This window comes from Anabaena sp. EIM26 (assembly GCF_057568715.1).
In genome coordinates, this window is the sequence record NZ_JBWNLG010000002.1 from 13,736 (window position 1) to 36,309 (window position 22,574).

Below are 22,574 nucleotides of genomic sequence, written 5' to 3' on the forward strand. Positions count from 1 at the left end.
AAGTTATATGCGTCAATTTTAGCCAGGGGTTAAGGGATTTATTTCTGTTGGTAATATGAGGGAGCCAATTCGTAATCTGACTAAGCCACAAATTGTCAAAATTACTTGTTCATATTTGTGAGGATTTAACCGGAATCGTTCCTGGACAACTCGAAATATTTTGACGGAACGAATACGGTGTTCAACAAACACCCGTTTGGCTGAGAATTTCTGGTTTTCTTCTTTCTGTTCAATGGTTAATTCTCGCTTTTTTGGTTTCTTAATGGGAGTAGAAATTAAATCTTCTCCTTGATAGGCTAAATCTCCCTTAAATCTTTGGTTTTGGTCAAACTTTGAGCGATGTTCTCGGAATAAAGTAATATCACTTTTGGGACCTTTTTCCCCAGCCACTACATCAACTATGTCACTGGCATCTGGCAAGATAACCATCTGAGTTTTAAATGTATGATGACACTTCTTGCCAGAGTAATATTTTTCTTGTTCTTGATTGTCTCCAGGTCTTTCCCTGACTTGCTCATAGCTATCTACAATTAATTCATAGTCTGTCAGTATCTCTTTAACTATTTCATAGTCAGATGCGTTTTTTTTTACTTGTTCAAGTAAACTAGATGGCAGTAATTCTCTTAGGAGTGGCAACCAGTAATTAAATGTACTATTGGCTGTAGATTCGCTGACTCCAAATTGAATCCCCAGCAGTTGAAATGTTGTCATGTGCCTCAGATACACCAAGGTTAAAATTATTTGTTCACGGATAGATAATTTGGGTTTACGTCCACCTCCACCTGCAATAATTCTAATTTTTCTTGCTTCTAATAAACCTTGTTTCTCATTGTGTAAGTTTTCTGCATTTTCGATTAACTGTTGTAGCTCCACATACTCCAGTCCAATCAACCTCTGTGTTTCTTTTTGATTCTCTTCAATATAATTCAGTAGACTACTCATATTTGTGTATCAAAAATCTCTTATCCTCTCTTTTACCACAGAATATTACTATTTTGGAGATGTCTAATGAAATTTTGTTGCGGACTAATTGAAAATATGCTTGTGTAACCCTTATTCTTTCGTACCCTAAGAGCGATTCCTACGGAGCGCTTCGCTATCGCTAATTATAGAAGTGTTTCTCCAAAGCCTATACTGTAATGAGTTGCGAACTTTTATCCTTATTTGGCGGAAAATTTCAATTAGTCCGCGATTTTGGTAGGAATTTTTCATCTACTCCGTGACAGATTTTCACTTTGTCTGCGACAAGGTAAGTTAGAACCCTGATTATTCCGTTGAAATTTTTTCAATTAGTCTGCGAACCGACATAAAATATCTACTCAATTCGGCTGAGTAAGATTACTATAGCGGAGCGCAGTTTTGACTAGTTGAGGGTAAATGGGTGAAAATGCATTAAAAATGTCGGTGATGTATCTCTGACTTAGGAATGTGAATTAAATAAAGTACAACTCCTGATGTATGTAATCTAATGTTGGGTTACGCTGTCACTTCACCCAACCTACAAAGAATAGTAAGTTAATAAATCAACGTTCCTTAGTTAAGTTTGAATTGATTGATTTTTTGATTCTTATTGTCGGGTTAACCAAGCTTCTAAATCAGCAACTGCTGAAAAATCTAATAATGCCTCAGCCAACGCTTCCAACTGTTCAATTGATAATCTTTGAACTCGCTCAATTAATGATGGCTCAATCTCACCAAAACGACGATTTAGTTGACGTATAATTAGCCGTTGTTCTCCTTGTTGTTCTCCTTGTTGTCGTCCGCGTTGTTCTCCTTCCTGTATAGCTTGTTCCCGGTCTTGTTGGTAAAGTGGTGCTAATCTCATAATCAACTCCCTATCATCTTCCTCTGAACTCTGATTTATTCTCAAGTTCTGCCGCAGGTTATACAACAATTCTAGCGTCACTCTCCGAAATGGATGATTTGTTGCTAGTGCTTCCAACTCATCAATTGCCAGTTTTTGAACCGTCCCCCGTCCCAACATTCTTAACCACAGCGTTTCTTGAGTACATGGTAACTGATGAATAGCAACAATAGCCGTCCGCAAATAATCCCCTAAATAGTATATCCCCGTTAAGGAATCAGCCTTGGGAGTAGCATTAAATCCTGATACCAGTGTTGATGATGCTGTAGGTGTGAGAATCCATAATTTAGGAATTACCACTTCTTGAATCGTGGTTTTATTGCGTTTTGCTTCCCGTTGTAATGCACCCCTCACTTCTAATAACTTCAACAGACAATCACAAATTTCTTCCTTCGATGCCGCATTGCGAAAAGGCTCAAAGATAGCGGGTGTGGCTGCAAATTGACCTAATAAACCTAATGTTTCTAAATTTGCAGTTTGTGCAGTAAAAGGAGAAAAGAAAACATCAATTTCTCTCACTTCTCCCGCTACACGACTAGGTGCTTGTACTTCTCCATAAGGTTTTAGTAATTCTTCTAGATAGTCCTTGGCAAATTGGTCATGAATAAATCGAGTCATTCAATTTAGTTGATCCCAAAAATTTAATTTATTACTAATATTTTATCGTCTTTTAGCTATAAAAATAATTATAATTGTTTCAATAAAAATATAAAATTAACTTAAAAATGTCTATTGACAAAAAAGAATTGGTACGCCGCGTTGTCCAACGGATAAATAAAGAAACTGGCACAGTGGAAGAAATTATAGATGCCACCATCGAGGAAATTTATGAAGCACTAAAACAAGGAGAAAGTGTTTCCCTACGGAACTTTGGGACTTTTTACGTTAGAGTAGAGCCAAAAACTTGGGTTTTTAAATTCAATCCCTCCCAACGGTTACGTAAAATATTTGGCTGGTCATCTACTTACAAGGATTAATGTAGCGAGGATTGATACAAACGGGATGAAATAGCTCACATGAGAGCAGAACAAAAATTGGCAGATATCCAACCAATACCTAAAAGCAACACAACAACTACCATCAAGCCTGGGTATCAACCGCAAGCAGCCGACACCAACATCGACGCAGATATCTACCTGTTTACCCGATTACGCCAACTGGCGCTCAAACAAAGGGTAGAAATGTACGCAGCCCATGAGCGTGGAGTCAAGAAACTGAGCCTAGCTGGTATAAAAATGCGACATCCGCAGGCATCGCTCTTAGAAATGCGCCAGCACTTTACCCGTGCTGTTTTGTGTTGCAAAACTTCATAAAGATAACCTAAAACTTCTTTTTGTCCCGTAAGCGATATATGATAGTTGCATCGGTTTTGTTTATCCAGAACTTTTTGCACTGTGAGTCTAATCGCAGCGTCTTGGAGTACAATTAACACTTAAGTAAATACTTTCAGTCTTGTGGAGTTGATGGAGGTTATGAAGTTATGGAAATGGGGAGGACAAAATGGAAGATAGAAGTACATTTTGTCCGGTTTTAGATTCTAAGGAGGAGTTGCGTTTAACTACCCTTAACAGCTAGTGAAGTTTTGCCGACCGATCTCGCTGTTGGAGTTGAAGTTAGACACAATCCGCATTTGTTACTGTACACAATCTTATTATAAATTGTGTGCAGTGTGGAGATATTTTTGTCAAATTTTCTGAAATTCTCAAAAATCGCAAAAAATCAGACTTTTAACGAGATTGACGTAAATAAACCTAAATATCCCTTTTAAAATGCGAAATCCTCCTCCAATCGCCTCAAAAATAGTCAAAATTGGAGGAAATTATGTACAGAATTCAAGATAAATACAGAATTAAATCTCACTGGAGTACAGATGAACTAACAAGTCATCTCTCCAGAACTAGCAACAGTCAAATTCACTGGAGTACGGATGAACTAGCAAGTCATCTCTCCAGGACTAGTTATTGGGAAATAGCAATAAATATTTGGCAGCAGTGCAAATCCTCACCAAAATTTGCAAATTCTCCCCAATACTCAACTCCCAATACTCAACTCCCAGTACCCAATCCCCAGTACCGAGAGCAGCATTTGTCCGCTGCTAAATTTTTAATAGAAGATAAATCCTTATCACCACCTCTGAAGACTGTCACAGCAGGAGAGTGGAGTATCCCCACTGACAAAAAAAAGTTGGATAGCCGCTAGGTGCTTGGTTAACAAGAGACTCATGGACCTCATGGACAACTAACAGAAAGCTTTAAATCCAGCCTTAAAGCCAGAAAGAAAGCCAGCTAGGAATCTAGGAATGAATCAAGAAAACCGCGAAACGATTATCAGTCGTCTCAGCCGCGCTAGTAGGGCTATCAACCCTAACTAAAAATTTATCTTTAAATTTGATCTTCATTCTAGTCCATGAGTTTCCTGTTTACCAACAATTAGGCATTTAGGCATCAAACCGAGATAGTAAAAATCTGCGAATAGGTTCTGAAATCGCTGTACAACACTTGGACAAAGCTAAACACAATTCAACACTATTTTATGTAGTGCGACAAAGTGTTAATAAGAAAGCTTTTTTCGGAAATAAACGCCAACAGCAGCGAAAAATCAGCCCTTTCAAGCCCAACAGCAGCTTTTTACATCCACAGAGGTTAAATGCCAACTAGCGGCTACCCGATGAAAAAACAGAAAACATCGAGGAAAGCCAGTCATGTATCTACCAGAAAACGCAGAAAAATTCACTCCTCCAGCCCGTCGTCATTCCAGCCCAAAAAGCCAACCCCACCAACCAGCCTCAGAAATAGGGAAAAGGTACGTCAAATATTTTTGGCATCCTTGGAGTCCGATAATCGCACCAGCCAACAACTTCCTCAGCAAACCAGCCTGGAGAACAGAAGACTATTACCTCCAGCCCTCCCAACTGTGGGCATATCATCAAGACAAAGACCATCTCATAGGCATCCGCTTTAGTTCATATACCCGTTACGCCACAATAGACATAGACACAGGCAGCGAATACCATAACCTAGAAGCTTATAAAGAAATCAAAGCCGCCCTAGAAGACATCGGCATAGTCGAAATAGTCCCCATCCAATCAAGTTATAGCGGCGGCTACCACCTAATCATCCCCTTCACAGCCAAAATACCCACCTTTAACCTAGCCTGCGCCCTAGAACAAACACTAAAAGATACAGGCTGCAACATCCGTGCAGGACAAATAGAAATATTCCCCAACCCCAAACCCTGGGGAAAAGACAGCATCACCAACTACAACGCCATCCGCTGTCCCATGCAGCCAGGTAGCGGCGCATACCTCCTAGATGAAGACCTGCAACCAATCAGCCACTCAGTAGCCACCTTCCTAGACCATTGCGATCATGCAGCCAGTCGTCAAGACCTAAGCAAACTCAGATACGCCTGTAAAAAAGCCAGAAAGCGGCATACAAAAGAACAGTATCGCCAAAAAGCCAGCATCAAAATCGAAGAATGGCAAGCCAACTGGGAAGAAATCATCGCCACAGGATGGACAGGCTTTGGACAAACAAACACCCTCCTGCAAATAATCGTCGGCTACGGCATCGTCTTCTTAGACCTACAAGACGAAAACCTGATTAAATATGCCACAGAAACCGCCAGAAACGCCCCAGGATACACAGAGTATTGTCAACACCAAAAACGAATCGAAACCAGAGTCAGAGACTGGGTAAAATGCACAATCAGACACCAATGGTATACCCCCTACGCCAGCTATCCCCAACGCCCATTAGGAACATACATCAACACATTTGCCCTAGCCATAGCAGACATTAGGGAAATAAAAAAACAACAAAACCAAAACAACCTACTTCCCTTTGAAAAACCCAAAAGCCAAAACCAGCAACGCAGCGAACAAACGCAAAAGCGTATTAAATCTATAGTACAAACATTAGAAATACAACAAAGAATACAGAAAAACAGAGATACAGAAGTTCAGAAAACCTTAGTTCAGAAAACCTTACAAGTACCAACAGAATTAAACACAGAAGTAGAAACAGAACTAACAGAAACAGGATTAAGTGAAGGAGTAACCGAAAGAAGCCAACAGATAAGTGCAGAATATAAACGTCAATATAACAAAACCCTGAGTCAAAACACACTATACAAACATAAGCATTTATGGCATCCCCAATGGTACATACCAGACCCGTGGATAGAAAACAGCATCGCATATAAAAGCGTCAAAGCAAATAATAACCAACAAAATCGAATTCAATTAAACAGCATTAACCCATCAGATAACATCCTGAATAGAAACATCAACCCAGGAAACAGCCAAGAGCTAAAAAATAGCGCAAACCCTTACCCAGAAAGCGATTACACACACTTTCCTTATATGAAGGTTTTATGTTTACCGCCTGCGGCGACAGACCCTCAGGGGCTGGAAGCTGGACAGGTAAATGAACAAAGGGAGGAAATTCAGGATTGTGATCTCGATTCTCAGAGGAGTGACAACGAATTATTTCTAATTCAGCTGTCAGGAAATCAGGAATTCATAAATTTTGCTAATAATCTTGAAACTGATTTAATTCAATCCAACAATCAATTAGAGCCAACAGTTCAAACGATTGGGTTTCAATCAAATCAAGCTTCTTCTCATCAGGATTTATTATCTTCTTTCCTTGGCGGCGACTCGCCAAAAAGCGATAATCAAAACTTATCAATGGTGGGGAATGACGGACTGGGTGTAGTTGAACTGAAGAAGCCGGGGGTAGAAGAAACGGCAGAAGATTCACTCTACAGCGCCAATAATGGGCAGGAAAGTGGCTTGATTGGTGATTTGAGTGCTGATGATGACTCAAGGATTGAGGAACTCAAGCGGGTGACAAAACTGCGGCTAATGGCAGTAGTTCATGCCCAGAAAAAGGTGCGGGAATACGGAGTGATTTCCAGGCGGCTCATTTGTGGTCAAGAGCGCCTACACGGGGTAAAGACAAGATACGCGCAAAATTTAGCACGACGTAAAGTTTTGTAAAGTAGTCATGCATTTATGCCTTTTAAACATTGCCTAGTTTGATTCAATTTAGGCAATGTATAATGAAGGGAGAAACAGATCATAAAGCTTTCAGCCATTCAAACCCCAACCACCCCAACTTTCCTTTTCGGCAAAGATGGTTTCTCACCCTCCTCCCCCTGTCAAAGTATCGTCAAAGCGAGAGCGGGAATATTTGCGTCCAAAAGAAGTAGAAGCGATGATCAAAGCAGCGCATTCATTCGGAAGACACGGAGTTCGAGATGCAGCCATTATTTTACTGATGTTTCGGCATGGGCTACGCACCGCAGAGTTAGTTTCTCTAAAATGGTCACAAATTGATTTGAACGACGGCTACATAGAGATAAGAAGAGTAAAACATGGGCATGATAGCACTCATCCCCTACGCGCCCCTGAATTGAGGTCATTACGTCAGATTAAACGAGATTATCCTGAAACTCAGTATGTGTTCGTCTCCGAGCGCAAAGCCCCCCTGTCCACCCGAACTATCCGTCACATTATAGCCAGAGCCGGAGAATTAGCCGGACTTAACGAATCTGTTCATCCTCATCCACTGGGCTAGACTGTGCCAAAACGGGAGAATCGTACGCTAAGGAATTGAGTCAAGTGCTGAAAGTATTGCGATAGTTAGCTTTCAGCCATTGCCAAAAATCAATTTTTCCAAAAATCTGATGAATATGGAGTTTGGATGATTCAGTTTACAGATCAAGAGTAATACTCATACTTTTGATCTATTCAGAATCTGACACTTTTAGTTGGTCACACTAATTTACTTAATGGCTATCACAATACTGTAGCCAAAAAAAGAGTATAAAAAGAGGGCTGATGTAGTAGAGTTATAGTCTTCCACAACGACAACTCGAAAGCCACATACAGCCCATGTTTGACATACTAGCACTGTTGCAATGCCTACTACCAGAAATAAAAGTGACGACGATGCGGCAGTTAAGCCAGATCATCACGGCCATGTTAGCCATGAGCGGGCGAGTCACAATGTTGGGAATATCGCGTTGGACGCTTAGTGGTGGTAGTTATCGGACGGTAATCAGATTTTTTCGTACAGTCATACCGTGGACAACGGTGTTCTGGGTGTTTTTTCGGCGGCATTTGTTCTGCCCAAATGATGTTTATTTGTTGGCAGGAGACGAAGTAGTAATAAGCAAAGCCGGGAAAAAAACCTATGGATTAGATAGGTTCTTTTCCAGTCTAATAAGTAAACCAATATTGGGACTATCTTTCTTTACATTATCATTAGTAAGTGTTCAACAAAGACACTCATTTCCGATTCAGATAGAACAGGTAATAAAAAGCGATGTAGAAAAAAGTAGTGTCTCGCCAAGTCCAGAAGTAAAACCTCAAGAAAAACGTGGACGGGGACGACCAAAAGGAAGTAAAAACAAAAATAAAAAGGAGGTGACTTTTACACCTGAATTGCTAAGAATTAAGAAGATGATTAATGAGCTATTTAAGTTAATAGCTAACTTTATTCCCCTCACTTACTTGGTCGTAGATGGTCACTTTGGGAACAATAATGCTTTGCAGATGGCTAGGCAGGTAAAGTTACACATAATTTCCAAGTTACGTCACGATTCGGCATTATATATACCTTACCACAATCCTGACCCTAATCATCGTTCCCGTCGTAAATACGGAGAGAAGTTGGACTGGCGTAATATTCCTGGGGCATATTTGCGTCAAAGTAGTCTTGAAGAAGATATTAAAACTGATACTTATCAAGCTACTCTACTGCACAAAGAATTTGGCCAACCACTGAATGTAGTTATTTTGGTGAAAACCAATCTCAAAACTAATGCTCGCAGTCACGTAATTCTGTTTTCTAGTGACTTAACTTTATCATCTGAAAAAATAATTGACTACTATAAGTTGCGCTTCCAAATCGAATTTAATTTCCGAGATGCCAAACAGTTTTGGGGATTGGAAGATTTTATGAACAGAGGTCAAACTGCTGTGACTAATGCTGTTAATCTTTCTTTTTTTATGGTCAATTTGTCTCATTATCTTCTAGCTCAGTTTCGTGAAGATAATCCCGGTGCTGGCATTGTTGATCTTCAGGCTTATTGTCGGGGTTTTCGATATGTTCGGGAAATATTAAAAATGCTTCCGCAACAGCCTGAGCCTATTTTATTATCCCAGATTTTTGCCAAGCTTACCTCTCTTGGTCGTATTCACAATGCTTCTACAGCCGTTGAACCCTCGTAATTTGGCTACAGTATTGCAATTATCATCGCTTTTTTATTAGAAACAGCATCATTGTTAATTGATACGGCAATTACCATGCATGATAAAATGATGGGTAAATTGTTTCGTCGGAGCGAAAACCAACGCAACCAAAAATTTCAACAGGATGGAAAAGCGATTAATGAAAAGGTGCGTCTTTATGCCCAAATTGGCACGGCTTTGATTGATGCTAGGGAGGGTCAAGGAGATGCCTACACTGCAATTGAATCAGTGTTAAGTTGGGATAATTTTGTCAATAGTGTGGAAGAAGCCGAAGAGTTGGCACGTCCTGCGAATTTTGATTATTTTGATTTACTTGATAAACGTTATTCCCAACTACGTAGATATACACCTAAATTACTCTCATTTTTCGATTTTAAGGCTAGTAATCCCACTTCATCTGTTGTGGAAGCTTTGAAGATTATTAAAGAACTAAATGATACTAATCGTCGTCATGTACCTGATGATGCACCTATTGATTTTATCAAACCCAAATGGTCAAAATATGTTTTTAATGATGGGAAGATTGACCGTCATTATTATGAAATGTGCGCTTTGAGTGAATTACGGGATGGTTTACGTTCTGGGGATATTTCGGTGAGTGGTTCCCGTCAATACAAGGATTTTGAGGATTATCTACTACCACCTAAACAATGGCAAGAAATCCGTGATCATCATCAAATCCCAGTAGCTATTCCCACTGATTATACTACATATTTTCAACAACGTTCAACTCTGTTAATTGAGAAATTTGCTCATGTTTCTCAGCTAATTACTGAAAATAAATTACCAGGTGTTGTGATTGAAAAAGAAAAATTAGTTATTAGTCCTGTTACTAGTAATGTCCCAAATGGTGCTATTCAATTTCGCGACCGTGTTTATGGTTTGTTACCAAGAATCAAGCTGACTGATTTACTTGTTGAGGTTGATGCTTGGACTGACTTTACTCAATATTTTACACACCAACAAACAGGAGAATTGGTATCAGATAAAACTACTTTATTTAGTGTTATTCTGGCTGACGCGATTAATTTGGGTTTAGTGAAGATGGCAGAAGCGTCTCCTGGTCTGACTTTTGAGCGTTTGGCTTGGGTTTCTGACTGGTATATCCGTGATGAAAGTTACTCAAAGGGATTAGCAAATGTGATTAATTTCCATACCAAAGTCCCTTTTTCTGCCTACTGGGGTGATGGAAAAACTTCTTCTAGTGATGGACAAAGATTTAAGGCGGCTGGTCCTCACTCGTTTAATGAAGAGATTAATGCTAAATATGGAAATGATAGAAGCGTTACTTTTTACACTCATATTTCTGACCAATATGCGCCTTTTCATACTAAGGTAATTAATGCAACTATTCGAGATGCTACTCATGCTTTAGATGGGTTGCTCTATCACGAAAGTGATTTACAAATAGAGGAGCATTTTACGGACACTAATGGTTTTACTGAACAGGTGTTTGCTATTTGCCATTTATTAGGGTTTCAGTTTTCTCCTCGGATGCGGGATTTAGCTTCTAAAAAGTTGCATATATTCGCAGGTGTCGATACTGATTCTCCTTTGTCTGTGTTATTGGGTGAGAAAATTAATGTTAAGTTGATTGAGGATTGTTGGGATGATATTTTACGCTTGGTTACTTCTATCTCGAAAGGGACTGTTACGGCGAGTCTTTTGGTTCGTAAGTTAGCTTCCTATCCCCGTCAAAATAAATTGGCGACTGCGTTACGGGAATTGGGGAGGGTTGAAAGAACTTTGTTTACTCTCGATTGGTTACAAAGTCCAATTTTGCGCCGTAAGGCTACTAATGAACTTAATAAGGGGGAACTCAAAAATTCTCTTTCTAGGGCGGTTTTCTTTCACCGTTTGGGAGAAGTGCGTGACCGTTCTTTTGAAGATCAGTCTTTGCGTGCGAGTGGGTTAAATTTGACTATTGCGGCGATTGTATTATGGAATACTGTGTATTTGGAGAATGCGGTAAATTGGTTGAAATCCGAGGGGATGGTTATCCCGGACGAATATTTGCAACATTTATCACCTATGGGGTGGGAGCATATCAATTTGACTGGTGATTATATTTGGAATTTGAAGTCGGTGAGCAGTGTTGATAATTTGCACCCTCTAAGAATCAAAAAATGATGGATACGATGGCTGAAAGTATTGTTATACATTGCTTTCAGCACTTGGTTTAATTCCTTAGCGTACGATTCTCCCGTTTTGGCACAGTCTAGCCAATAATTACAAGCGGCGTTCCATTCACGAGGATGTGTGCGTTTTTGGAAATGACCAAAACCCAGATGCAAGAGACAATGAGCCAGTACATAAACCCATTCTTCTGGAGAACCGCGTCGCGTCGGATGTACGTGAATAGCGCCATTGCTAGTGACTACAGCCCAACCCTGTGGTGGACAATGGTTTCCTGAGCGACGATTAATGTTAGCGTGGTAAAGTAACGGTGCAAAAATGGGATGCTCTCTGAGGATGTCATATCCCTGCCCAAATTGTAATGTGGCAATATCTGTTTGCTTCTTTTTACGTGCCATTTTCTTTTTTGACTAAACGTGGCAAGTCTCTCACTATTTCTACCATTAACCAACTAGGTAAAGCATCTCCTTTTTTGGGTTCCGAAACAACCATTTGGGCAATTTCAAAGCTGATAGCGGCTAAATCTTTGAGTAGTCCTTTGGCGCGATGAGCTAAGTCTTTGTGACTACCTGTAATTGCTTGACGTTCTTGGGGTAATTCTTTGATGAGTTGAGCGCGGAATGATTGAGCTAAAAAATAGAGGACATCTCTATCTTCTGGGAGAGGTGGCCAGCTAATTTCACCTTTAAGAATAGCTGTGAGTTGATATTTACTTTTAATTTGTTTAATAAAGCCTTTGAACTGTGTCCCATGATGAGGAGAAAGACACCCCATAGCGAGAACTTCTAGCCAGTGATCTGTGAGGCGATCTCCATATTCATGTAGGGTATCACTTAACATATGCCAAGAACGGGGAGTGGAAAAAGGTTCTTCATGTTTAGGTGGTTGACTCCATAGATGATCTGGACGAGTCTGAATATATTCAATTATCCAAGGATGAATATCATGATTTTTTGCCCAATCTAACCAGTCTCGATGGGAAACTTTTAAATGCACATGAACCATACGGTTGAGTAAAGGTGAAGACATGGGTTTCACGATCGCACTATCTTGAGCGCGATTACCTGCACCAATGACTATTGAATCTTTAGGGAGATGATATTCACCAATTCTGCGTTCATGAATCAGGCTGTAAAATAGACATCTCCGAAAACTATCAAAGCCGCTTTGTGACTAGCTGACAAACTGCAAAAGCCAGGATTGCAAACTAGCTAATGTAGACGATAGAATAGGTGTTTGAGATATTTACTGATAGTAACAAGATAAAAATACGAAGTTATATGCGTCAATTTTAGCCAGGGGTTAAGGGATTTATTTCTGTTGGTAATATGAGGGAGCCAATTCGTAATCTGACTAAGCCACAAATTGTCAAAATTACTTGTTCATATTTGTGAGGATTTAACCGGAATCGTTCCTGGACAACTCGAAATATTTTGACGGAACGAATACGGTGTTCAACAAACACCCGTTTGGCTGAGAATTTCTGGTTTTCTTCTTTCTGTTCAATGGTTAATTCTCGCTTTTTTGGTTTCTTAATGGGAGTAGAAATTAAATCTTCTCCTTGATAGGCTAAATCTCCCTTAAATCTTTGGTTTTGGTCAAACTTTGAGCGATGTTCTCGGAATAAAGTAATATCACTTTTGGGACCTTTTTCCCCAGCCACTACATCAACTATGTCACTGGCATCTGGCAAGATAACCATCTGAGTTTTAAATGTATGATGACACTTCTTGCCAGAGTAATATTTTTCTTGTTCTTGATTGTCTCCAGGTCTTTCCCTGACTTGCTCATAGCTATCTACAATTAATTCATAGTCTGTCAGTATCTCTTTAACTATTTCATAGTCAGATGCGTTTTTTTTACTTGTTCAAGTAAACTAGATGGCAGTAATTCTCTTAGGAGTGGCAACCAGTAATTAAATGTACTATTGGCTGTAGATTCGCTGACTCCAAATTGAATCCCCAGCAGTTGAAATGTTGTCATGTGCCTCAGATACACCAAGGTTAAAATTATTTGTTCACGGATAGATAATTTGGGTTTACGTCCACCTCCACCTGCAATAATTCTAATTTTTCTTGCTTCTAATAAACCTTGTTTCTCATTGTGTAAGTTTTCTGCATTTTCGATTAACTGTTGTAGCTCCACATACTCCAGTCCAATCAACCTCTGTGTTTCTTTTTGATTCTCTTCAATATAATTCAGTAGACTACTCATATTTGTGTATCAAAAATCTCTTATCCTCTCTTTTACCACAGAATATTACTATTTTGGAGATGTCTAATGCTTTCTGTACTTCATGAGAACAAGCGTTAAGTTCATCCAAAAACAGACAATAGGGTTCTTCTCGGGCAATCATTCTGGGTGGGCAGAAGCGACTTGTTCCATCTATAATCTGCGGTACTCCAATTAAGTCTTCTGGTGCTAGTTGACTACCCAGGAGTGAAACGCAAGGTATTCCCACTTCAGCAGCAAATGCTTCTACTAAGGATGATTTACCGATTCCTGGCGCTCCCCAAATAAATACGGGTCTTACTACTGCTACATTCAGCAGAAATTCTGAGAGTTGTTTTTGGGTGACTGTGATTGCTGGGTTCATTCTTCACTCACGAAAGGGGAGGTTAAGCTAAACAGTTGGTATGTTTTGATTAAAATTGTGTTGCGCTATGGACGAGTTGTTAATTCAGGACAAAGAAATATAATTGTGATACCAATATTATTTAAGGCTATTTCAAAATTTTTCCAATCAGAATCAACTGCATTTAAAATTAGTGGTTTTTCAGGATGAGTTAAAGCAACTGCCACAAATTTTCGATCTGATTTATCAAAATCTATAAGATTTTCGTTTTCTGGGAATTCTTGAAAACTATTTTCAGCATTGCGTGTAATTTTTACTTGTTGACAGCGTTGCGGATTTCCTTGATTAGTTAATACCCATTTGAAAAAGGCATCTCCTACTCCTGGTTGTCCTGTAGGGGATAATTTATTTTTATATTCATTAATAATTAACCATGTATCATCCAATACGATTATATGTTGTTCTTGAATTTCTTTCAATTTTTTGGCACAGTTTAAAACACAAGCAGGTGAGGCTTGATTTGATTTTCCGTTAGCTACTATGGGAACATTGGTATCTACTACAAAATAGGACATTATTCTGATTGATTCTCCCTACTCATATTATTGAAACTATTTAATTGAAAGTATTTATCTGAACGCAACAAGAAAACAATCATTTCACCCCACACTTCCCCTACTCCCTTTCTTGACGTTTCATGGCTGCTTCTGTCATTGCTAATAATTCTCCCATTTCATCACCAAAGAATCCTACAGGCCAATTATTAATGTTGCCATAAGCATCTAATTCTAAAGGAATTAATTCTGAGTTTCCTTGCTCATTTAATTGACAAAAATACAATGCAGTATCATTTTCTTGGAGTTGTTCCTCAGCAATACGTCTTTGTAAGCGACGCAGTAAATGCTCGCTATGACTCTCAAGGATGATTTGCATATTTCTATTTTTAATCACATCAATAAATACGTCTGCTAAACCAGCTTGTACTGATGGATGTAAATGAATTTCTGGCTGTTCAAAAATCAATGTTGAACCTTTAGGGGCATAATAACAAAGCACTAAAACTGGTAAGATTTGAGAAACTCCAAAACCTACATCTGTAATTAATACTTCAGAAGAATTAGGAGTACGTCGTACACGCAGTTCATATTCTTGACGATTTTCAGCAATTGGTTTTAACTGAAAATCATGTATCAGTCCTAATTCCCGTAACCATTCTGCTATCCGTTGTTCTATGTTTTCCTCATGATTTTGAGTTCTAGAAGCTAATAAAGCAGCAACAGCTTGTTCTCCTTTTTTGCCTACACCCTGGGGTTGATATCCAGCATAAGTGTAGCTACGACGTGGATAATCTCGCAAGGGACCAAGATAATAGATATTTTGAAAAACTCCTTCAAAGGCTAGTACAAAATCTGCTAAAAAAGCGGCATTTTGATAATATGAGTTGATCTGATCTGGAAAACCATAACTTTTGATTGGTTGTGGAAGTGGCCATACTCTACCTTTAACGCGTCTTACATTGTAATTTGGAGATAATAATTTATATTCACTTTTATCTTTATTATTTTGATTATCTTGTCGCTCCATGCCAAATAAATACTTTTTATTGTCATAATCAAAACTATAGAACATATTTTGTACGGTCAGATTTTCTGCTGTAACTTCAATCTTGGCATTAAATGATAAAGATGAAATCGAAAATATAATATCGTCTAATTCACCCTCTGGATTAATGATATTGAGAGTTTCTGGTAAATCCCAAGTTAAAGAAAATTCAATTTCTCCAGGGATTTGATGCTGATATATGACATCAATAATTGTTCCTAAATCAATATAAGTTTTATCATCCCCTGTATGTAATACTCGTTGTCTATCAGGAGATTCTACAGTTTGTTTGAGCATTAATAACAGTTGAATAATGCCAGTTTTACCTGAACTATTAGTACCAAATAATCCTGTTAAGGATGTTAATGGCATTTGCCCTGTATTTTGCCAAGATTTAAAGTTATGAATAGTTAGTTGTTTTAACATGAGGTGGGGGATGTAGGGGAGTAGAGGGAGTGATTTTATTTGGGTTCAATAACCTCTATATCTGTACACCAAATAAAATCTTTGACGTTAAATGTGTAAATTCTATTAATACGAATAATCGTATATTGAGGTTCTAGGGGAGTTGCTAAAATTGATGGATTAGTAACATAAGAGTCAACCCTCATGAATCAATTGCAGCAAAGCCTCCGTTGATATCTTGCCACTCATATCCGTACCTTCCAATAAACTATCCGCCAAATCTCGCTTGTGGTGATGTAATTCCACAATCTTATCTTCTATAGTATCCTTAGCGACCAAGCGATAAATTGTTACCGGGCGTTGTTGCCCAATGCGGTGAGCGCGGTCAGATGCTTGATCTTCCACAGCCGGATTCCACCAAGGGTCTGTATGGATAACGTAATCAGCAGCGGTGATATTGAGTCCTGTACCCCCGGCTTTGAGACTAATGAGAAAAACATCCCCATCCCCAGCTTGAAAAGCATCCACGCTTCTTTTACGTTCCGCCATTGGGGTACTACCATCTAAATATTGATATTTAATACTTTGTTTATCCAGATAATCGCGGATGATATGTAAATGATCTACAAACTGACTAAACACCAAAGCTTTATGGCGATTTTCTAGAAGTTCACCCAGCACCTCGCCAAAAAGCTGTAACTTAGAACTAGATAATTCAGTATCAGGCATCACCAAACTAGGATTACAGCAAGCGCGACGCAGTTTCATAATCTCCGCTAACACTTGCAAATGCTTTTGTCCTGCATCTGCATTACTTTCAGTTAATTTAGATATAGCTTGACGACGCAAAGCTTCATAAAATGCCTTTTCCTCTTTACTCAATTCCACATGAAGCAGAATTTCAGTCCGAGAAGGTAATTCTTCTAACACCTGATTTTTTGTGCGTCGTAATAAAAATGGTTGAATTAGTTTTTTCAGTTTATTACGTGCTTGTTTATCTTGATATCTCTCAATGGGATTTGCAAAGCGTTGATTAAAGCTTTCAAAGGAACCCAATAAACCAGGATTAATAAACCGGAACAAATTCCACAATTCACCCAAATGATTTTCAATGGGAGTTCCTGTTGTCAACAGTTTGAAATTAGCTTTCAGGTTCATAGCTGCTTGGGAACGTTTAGTAGCCATATTTTTAATTGATTGGGCTTCATCCAATACAATCGTTTGCCACTGTACCTGAGCAAGCATTTGAGATACTTCTTCCTGCTGTAATAAACCATAACTACATACCAACATATCCAACGGTTGTAAACCATCTAATAATTTTTGGCGGTTCGCACCAGAAAATTGCAGAATATTTAGAGTTGGGGCGAATTTCTGCGCTTCACTTACCCAATTCATGCACACAGAAGTGGGGGCAATAATTAAATTTGGTCCATTATGGGCATTTCTAAGAATGACTGCTAATGCTTGCACGGTTTTACCCAGTCCCATTTGGTCGGCTAAACAAGCACCCACACCCCAATGTGCTAAACGTGCTAACCAGCAGAAACCATCCATTTGATAGTCCCGTAATTCGGCTTGAAAGGTAGACGGGAGTTCTGGTTGCAGGTCTTGCACTTCCTTGAGTTTCTGGATATGTTCCTTCCAGTGTTTATCTGCTTTTAGTTTACCTACCTCATCTACAAAATCTTCTAACCCCAATGTAGCTAAGGGGTGAAAACGCATCCCTTTTCCATGTTTTTCCGAAAACATCCGTAATTCGTCGAGGCGTTTACGAAATGCTTGGGTTAAAGCCAGAAATTGACCATCACCCAGGGGAATAAAGCGGCTGGGGGTTTTTTCCAAAAGTGCGAGAAGTTGTTGCATATCCAGCACTAGGTCGTCACTTAATTTTAATTCACCAGTGGCCGCAAACCAATCTTGTTGACGTTGAATTGATAAATTAAAGTCTTTCAAGTCTGCATTGTGACTAACCCGCAGTTTTTCGCCTTCTGGCCAAGCCATAACAACGCTGTTTCCCAGTGTTTGCAGTTCTAGCAGCAGTTCTAAACATTCCTCTGGGTCTTCTATTACCCATTCACCATCTTGTTCTTCAATTCGCGTTAAGGTGGGACAGGCTGCGATCGCATTTTTAGCAAGTTCTTTCTCTTCAGTGAGGTTACGTTTAGTTTGCAGACGTTTACCTTCAATCTCAGCAATGACTGTTTCACCACCTGCACCGGGACGGAAGTAAGGGCCACCTTGGGTAAAGGGACGGGATAACAGGGTGATTTTCAAGCCCGAATTGGCAGGTAAGAGGTGAATGTGGGGTAGCGTTTGGGCGGGGACTTCTTCGGCATTTTCTAGTCCACCACCGATGTCAGAATGGACGGTAACGATACCGGAGACGGCATTAATGGCTGCTAAAACTTGCTTTTCTGCGATCGCCGGGACGTTTAATTTGTTATCTTTACCAATAATCTCGGCAATGCGCCTATGTTCAGCTTTAATTTCAATAACTTTGATGCGAGTTGGAGTTTCTTTGATATGCAGAATATTCTGTGAGTCTGGTAATTTGGGCGAAAATTCCAAGGTGAGACGACCTTGTTTTTCTTTTTTCACCAGTAATTCTGGTTCTCCTTTGACGATTTCTACCCGGATATTAGGTGTATCTTCCCAAAAAACTACTGGGTGTCCAATTAACGCCAAGATGGCTTTTTCGTTGAACATATAGTCAACTTTGCCATAATAGCCCTCACTATATGTCTGAATACAACCACAGACTCGCATATCTTGGGGTGTGACGTAATCAAAATCAGCTAATCCACTGCTAAGACGTTTAAGGGCTATGGGACGACCTTTACTCCATTCTCCTTTGGCATTAATTTTTTGTTCCTTGGGCTGTAAACTACATTGAACGAAATGGAAGGTAATGAACCATGCTAACCGCAGTTCTGACTCTGGTTTGCCCGAAGTTTGTGGTTGTTTCTGGAGATTTGCTAGGGCATTGAGGCACATTTCCCAAGCTTCTTGGGGTTGGATGAGGTCTACTATGGTTTGGATGCCGCTATCTTCTCTTAATGCCTCTGCTTGTTGCTTGTAGTTACTACTGGGTTTGAGTCGGGATAGGAGTTCTGCGGTTTCCATTGTCAGCCAGTGATGACCGGATGTAAGCGATCGCCGATATAATGGTTCTAATAAATCAGGTAAGCGTTTTTTGGCAATCTCAACATCCATCCAGTAAAGGCACAGAGAACAAAACAATGTTTGTAAACTATTTTCTTCTTCTAAAGAGGAAATATGGGCATTAACTATCAATTCTTTTTGAGTAATATCACCTTGCTGGACTTGCAATACCATTTTCAGTCTGGCATAAACAAATGTGAGCCAATGATCTGATTCACGGGACATTATATTAGTGTAGTCTTCCGCTTCTTTAAGACGTTGTGCTGAACCATCTTTTAACAATGCTAAGATAAAAAATAAGCCGCCCATTGTATTAAAATATATTGAGCGTTTGCCTGTGGACTTTTTTATAGCTTTGAGGGCATCTGTATAATATTTAATGGCTTGGTCATTTTCACCCTGCACAAAACTCAACCAACCCCAATAAATAGCGGCGTTATTTTGAGATTCCTCTGATATCCGTTCCAAACAATCTTTTGCTTCTTCGGTATCACCTTGTAACAAAAATTGTTCTGTCAAAATCAGATTTAGATAATCTGAAGCATATTTTCTAGATTCACAACATTCTTCGTCCAGCATCATAAACGCATCTTCGGAGTCAGATAATTTTAATGCTGAATTGAAGAGGACACTTGATATACAACTTTGATATAATTCTTCTGGTAGGGTGTTGAACCAATTTTCATCAAATGGGTTATTACATATCTGGTCGAAGATATTTTCTATGACTATTTTTTCTTCGTTATAACTATAGTTACGGTAATCTTCAATTTGCTTTTTAATAAAAACTGGGTCTTGGCGGTAAAGTCCAATGCGGATTTCTCTGATACACTGGCGGAGACTGCGGAACATCCGATATCCTTTTTGCCAGTGATTACTTACTGGGAGTGTTTCCTCTACTGCTTTAACTAATATCTCAAACTTTCCAGTTTCTACAGCATGACGAGTAGCAATTTCTGTGAGTAATGGATGACATTCAATACCTGATTTGCTTTCTTTAACTAGCAAACCTGCTATTACCCATTTCTCAATTTGGTAATTGAGAGTTTTAGTAGTCCAAGGTTGATTTTTTTCGTCTAAGGCAGCAGTTTGAGAAAGACAACTGAGGAATGAATTCCTGTCTATGGGTGCATAAATTACCGAAAACAATTGGATAATCTTTTGGATAGCAGGGGATAAATTGAAGTATTTTTGGGCGAGTTGTGTTTGTAGTTGGGTGGAATTAGGGTTAAAATCAGACATGGTACTAATAATTGACACCGTTGTTAGGTATCTGGTGTAGATGTGTTAAAGCTGTAGAGCTTTTAGCTGGAATATTACCTTTTAGGTTATCAGATACATTGCTAGATTTTCTCAAACTTTGGATTATTAAACATTTAATAACCTGCAACTCTGATTTTACCTGGAATAGTGCGTTAAGTTTTGCTCTAGCGCAGCTATATCCGTAATCTACCAGGCATTTAAGACCTATTGTAACAGTATTAGTTGGTTATTTTTATCGGAGGTTTCAACCCCATATTCCGCACTTCATTTTGTAATATGCGAATATTTCCTTAATTTTTTATTATTTTTAACAATACATATAGCAATCCGGAATCATTCATGAGAAAATACGGAGAGAGCTTAAAAGTAACGTTTGAAACCAAGGTGCAGGTGTGGTGATGTGGATACAATTATTAGAAGATTTTATCAAAAATAATAAAGAGCCACGTGAAATCAAGCGAGCTACAGCAGTAAAAATGCTGTTATGTGGATACAAGCATGAAGAGATAATGCCAATATTAGGTGTCTCATCTGGCTTCATTAGTACCTATAAAAAAGCATTTTTTAAACTGGGGCTGGAAGGGTTAAAACTAGGGCATAAAGGAAGTAAAGGTTTTCTAGATGAGCTTCAACGTGCCGAGGTAATGGAATGGTTGCAAACCAAAGACAGATGGACTTTAAATGAATTAGAGTACTATATTGCCTCAGAATATGGAGTAACATTCTCCTCAAAACAAAGTTACTACGATTTATTTGATGCTGCCAGTATTAGTTGGAAGAAAACTCAAGCAAATAATCCAAAATATAACCAAGAATTAGTAGATTCAAAAAAAAAAGAGATTTGTGAGTTGTTGGAGACGCGACGGCCTCAAATAGAGACAGGAGACCTAGTTGTGTTCATGGTAGATGAATGTCATTTACTTTGGGGGGATATAATAGGGTATGTTTGGGGGAAAACTAGTGAACGAGTAACAATACCAGTAGTAAATGCTCGTGATAAACAAACATATTTCGGTGCATTGGATTATAAAACCAAAGAATTTCTCACGTATAAAGCTGAAAAAGGTGACTCTAAAAACACAATTAATTTTTTAGAATATCTTCAAAAACAGCGACCTGGAGCCAAACTTTTAATAATTTGGAATGGTGCAAGTTATCATCGTTCACAAGAAATTCAAGATTATCTAGATTCATTAAATCGTGAACTTGAAAAAGAACAATGGTGGATTACCTGCTTGAGATTTGCCCCGAATGCACCACAACAGAATCCTGTAGAAGATATTTGGCTACAAGCAAAACGATTAATTAGAGAGTTTTATTTTTTCTGTCATTCTTTTACTGTAGTCAAGGCGTTATTTGAGTTATCCATTCATTGTCAAATTTTTGACTTTCCAAAACTTTATGAGTATGGTGTTTTCTCATGAATGATTTAGGATTGCTATATTTGACGCTTATTATTTTACCAAAAAAGCCTGAAATCTTTGCTAGGCAATCTTTTCAGGCTTTACTTTTTCTAAATTTTTAATTCCTAAATTTACTTTAATATCTGCGGAATGTGGGTTGATACATCAAGAGCGAAATTATGGGAATCAATCTAGTTAATTCAAGTTGATATCTGTAGCCTTGGTTTCTGCCATTAGCCAATTCAGGTAATCCTGATTTCCTTGTTCAATTGGTAAAGCCACCACACAAGGTACTTCATAAGAATGTTTTGATTTCACCTTTTCCGTTAGTTCCTCAAATAAATCACGGCGCGATTTCATAATTAAAATAACTTCTTTTTCTACTTGTAATTCACCCTTCCACCAATAAATACTGTCCATACCCTCAATTATGTTGGCACAGGCAGCAAGACGGACTTCTACTATGGCTTTACCTACATTAAGGGCTTCAGCACGGTCTTTACAAGTGACGTAAACAAAAATAAATTCCATGTTTTGACTGTTAACAGTTTTGGCTGGTAATTGGTAAAATAAATTAGCGGTGAACCTAGATATATTATAAGTAATTAGCCAAACATTATATCACTCGGTTTCCCTCAAGAATAGGGAGAGGGATTTATTATATGGATTAAATTTGGTTGATTCAACACGATTAGTAAACTCTGACGGACGATGACAGGTAATAATCAATTATTCCATTGCTGTTTTAATTTAGTGTATCTTTGAGAATTCGTATTAGTGCCAAGGTATGAAAATTCCTTTCTGAATTAAACATTCAATATGCTCCACTACTTGCAATACTGTAGCCAAAAAAAGAGTATAAAAAGAGGGCTGATGTAGTAGAGTTATAGTCTTCCACAA

At 38.7% G+C, this 22,574-nt stretch carries 16 protein-coding genes and 3 pseudogenes; 8 read left to right on the forward strand and 11 right to left on the reverse strand.

The window, feature by feature from the left end; all coding sequences use genetic code 11:
• Positions 1–18: 18 nt before the first annotated feature.
• On the reverse strand, positions 19–942 hold the full coding sequence (locus AC012T_RS26090) for a transposase (protein ID WP_487059527.1): 924 nt from the start codon (positions 940–942) through the stop codon (positions 19–21).
• Between the two features lie 625 nt (positions 943–1,567).
• Complete coding sequence (locus tag AC012T_RS26095; RefSeq protein WP_487067036.1) at positions 1,568–2,482, reverse strand: DUF4351 domain-containing protein; 915 nt, start codon at positions 2,480–2,482, stop codon at positions 1,568–1,570.
• A 107-nt stretch (positions 2,483–2,589) separates the two neighbouring features.
• Between AC012T_RS26095 and AC012T_RS26100 the strand changes: the two genes are divergently transcribed.
• The 7 genes and pseudogenes from AC012T_RS26100 to AC012T_RS26130 form a co-directional block, all read left to right on the forward strand.
• A complete protein-coding gene (locus AC012T_RS26100; RefSeq protein ID WP_487067038.1) occupies positions 2,590–2,841 on the forward strand; it encodes an HU family DNA-binding protein in 252 nt (83 codons plus the stop codon).
• Positions 2,842–2,880: 39 nt separating this feature from the next.
• Entirely contained in the window at positions 2,881–3,177 is a 297-nt protein-coding gene (locus tag AC012T_RS26105) for a hypothetical protein (RefSeq protein WP_487067040.1), read from the forward strand.
• A 508-nt stretch (positions 3,178–3,685) separates the two neighbouring features.
• Positions 3,686–4,063 (forward strand): hypothetical protein, encoded by a 378-nt coding sequence (locus AC012T_RS26110; protein WP_487067042.1) that lies wholly within the window; start codon positions 3,686–3,688, stop codon positions 4,061–4,063.
• A gap of 502 nt (positions 4,064–4,565) precedes the next feature.
• Positions 4,566–6,866, forward strand: a complete 2,301-nt coding sequence (locus AC012T_RS26115) for a hypothetical protein (RefSeq protein ID WP_487067044.1) — start codon at positions 4,566–4,568, stop codon at positions 6,864–6,866.
• A gap of 136 nt (positions 6,867–7,002) precedes the next feature.
• The gene (locus tag AC012T_RS26120; protein ID WP_487067046.1) at positions 7,003–7,446 is read left to right on the forward strand and encodes a tyrosine-type recombinase/integrase; all 444 of its coding nucleotides are present in this window, start codon (positions 7,003–7,005) and stop codon (positions 7,444–7,446) included.
• Positions 7,447–7,763: 317 nt separating this feature from the next.
• Entirely contained in the window at positions 7,764–9,104 is a 1,341-nt protein-coding gene (locus AC012T_RS26125) for a transposase (protein ID WP_487059178.1), read from the forward strand.
• Positions 9,105–9,119: 15 nt separating this feature from the next.
• Positions 9,120–11,255 (forward strand): annotated as a pseudogene (locus AC012T_RS26130) (Tn3 family transposase); the annotation flags it as partial.
• Here the strand turns inward: AC012T_RS26130 and AC012T_RS26135 are convergent.
• The 8 genes and pseudogenes from AC012T_RS26135 to AC012T_RS26170 all read right to left on the reverse strand — a co-directional run bounded on the left by AC012T_RS26135 (position 11,189) and on the right by AC012T_RS26170 (position 20,250).
• Positions 11,189–11,659 (reverse strand): hypothetical protein, encoded by a 471-nt coding sequence (locus AC012T_RS26135; RefSeq protein ID WP_487067048.1) that lies wholly within the window; start codon positions 11,657–11,659, stop codon positions 11,189–11,191. The pseudogene AC012T_RS26130 and the gene AC012T_RS26135 sit on opposite strands and share 67 nt — an antisense overlap.
• A pseudogene (locus AC012T_RS26140) lies at positions 11,649–12,398 on the reverse strand (MoxR family ATPase); the annotation flags it as partial. The gene AC012T_RS26135 and the pseudogene AC012T_RS26140, both read right to left, overlap by 11 nt.
• Positions 12,399–12,552: 154 nt before the next feature.
• The gene (locus tag AC012T_RS26145; RefSeq protein WP_487067153.1) at positions 12,553–13,098 is read right to left on the reverse strand and encodes an HARBI1 family protein; all 546 of its coding nucleotides are present in this window, start codon (positions 13,096–13,098) and stop codon (positions 12,553–12,555) included.
• The gene (locus AC012T_RS26150) at positions 13,095–13,475 is read right to left on the reverse strand and encodes a helix-turn-helix domain-containing protein (RefSeq protein ID WP_487067050.1); all 381 of its coding nucleotides are present in this window, start codon (positions 13,473–13,475) and stop codon (positions 13,095–13,097) included. Before AC012T_RS26150 ends, AC012T_RS26145 begins: the two co-directional genes overlap by 4 nt.
• 67 nt (positions 13,476–13,542) lie before the next feature.
• Positions 13,543–13,857: pseudogene (locus AC012T_RS26155) on the reverse strand (AAA family ATPase); the annotation flags it as partial.
• 65 nt (positions 13,858–13,922) lie between these two features.
• Entirely contained in the window at positions 13,923–14,411 is a 489-nt protein-coding gene (locus AC012T_RS26160) for a hypothetical protein (protein WP_487067052.1), read from the reverse strand.
• A 100-nt stretch (positions 14,412–14,511) separates the two neighbouring features.
• The gene (locus AC012T_RS26165) at positions 14,512–15,864 is read right to left on the reverse strand and encodes an AAA family ATPase (protein ID WP_487067054.1); all 1,353 of its coding nucleotides are present in this window, start codon (positions 15,862–15,864) and stop codon (positions 14,512–14,514) included.
• A gap of 174 nt (positions 15,865–16,038) precedes the next feature.
• The gene (locus AC012T_RS26170; protein ID WP_487067056.1) at positions 16,039–20,250 is read right to left on the reverse strand and encodes an SNF2-related protein; all 4,212 of its coding nucleotides are present in this window, start codon (positions 20,248–20,250) and stop codon (positions 16,039–16,041) included.
• A gap of 419 nt (positions 20,251–20,669) precedes the next feature.
• On the opposite strand from AC012T_RS26170, the gene AC012T_RS26175 reads away from it, so the two are divergent.
• Positions 20,670–21,695 (forward strand): IS630 family transposase, encoded by a 1,026-nt coding sequence (locus AC012T_RS26175; protein ID WP_487064478.1) that lies wholly within the window; start codon positions 20,670–20,672, stop codon positions 21,693–21,695.
• A 174-nt stretch (positions 21,696–21,869) separates the two neighbouring features.
• Here AC012T_RS26175 and cutA read toward each other — a convergent pair whose 3' ends face one another.
• On the reverse strand, positions 21,870–22,205 hold the full coding sequence (gene cutA, locus AC012T_RS26180) for a divalent-cation tolerance protein CutA (RefSeq protein WP_487067058.1): 336 nt from the start codon (positions 22,203–22,205) through the stop codon (positions 21,870–21,872).
• Positions 22,206–22,574: the final 369 nt, after the last annotated feature.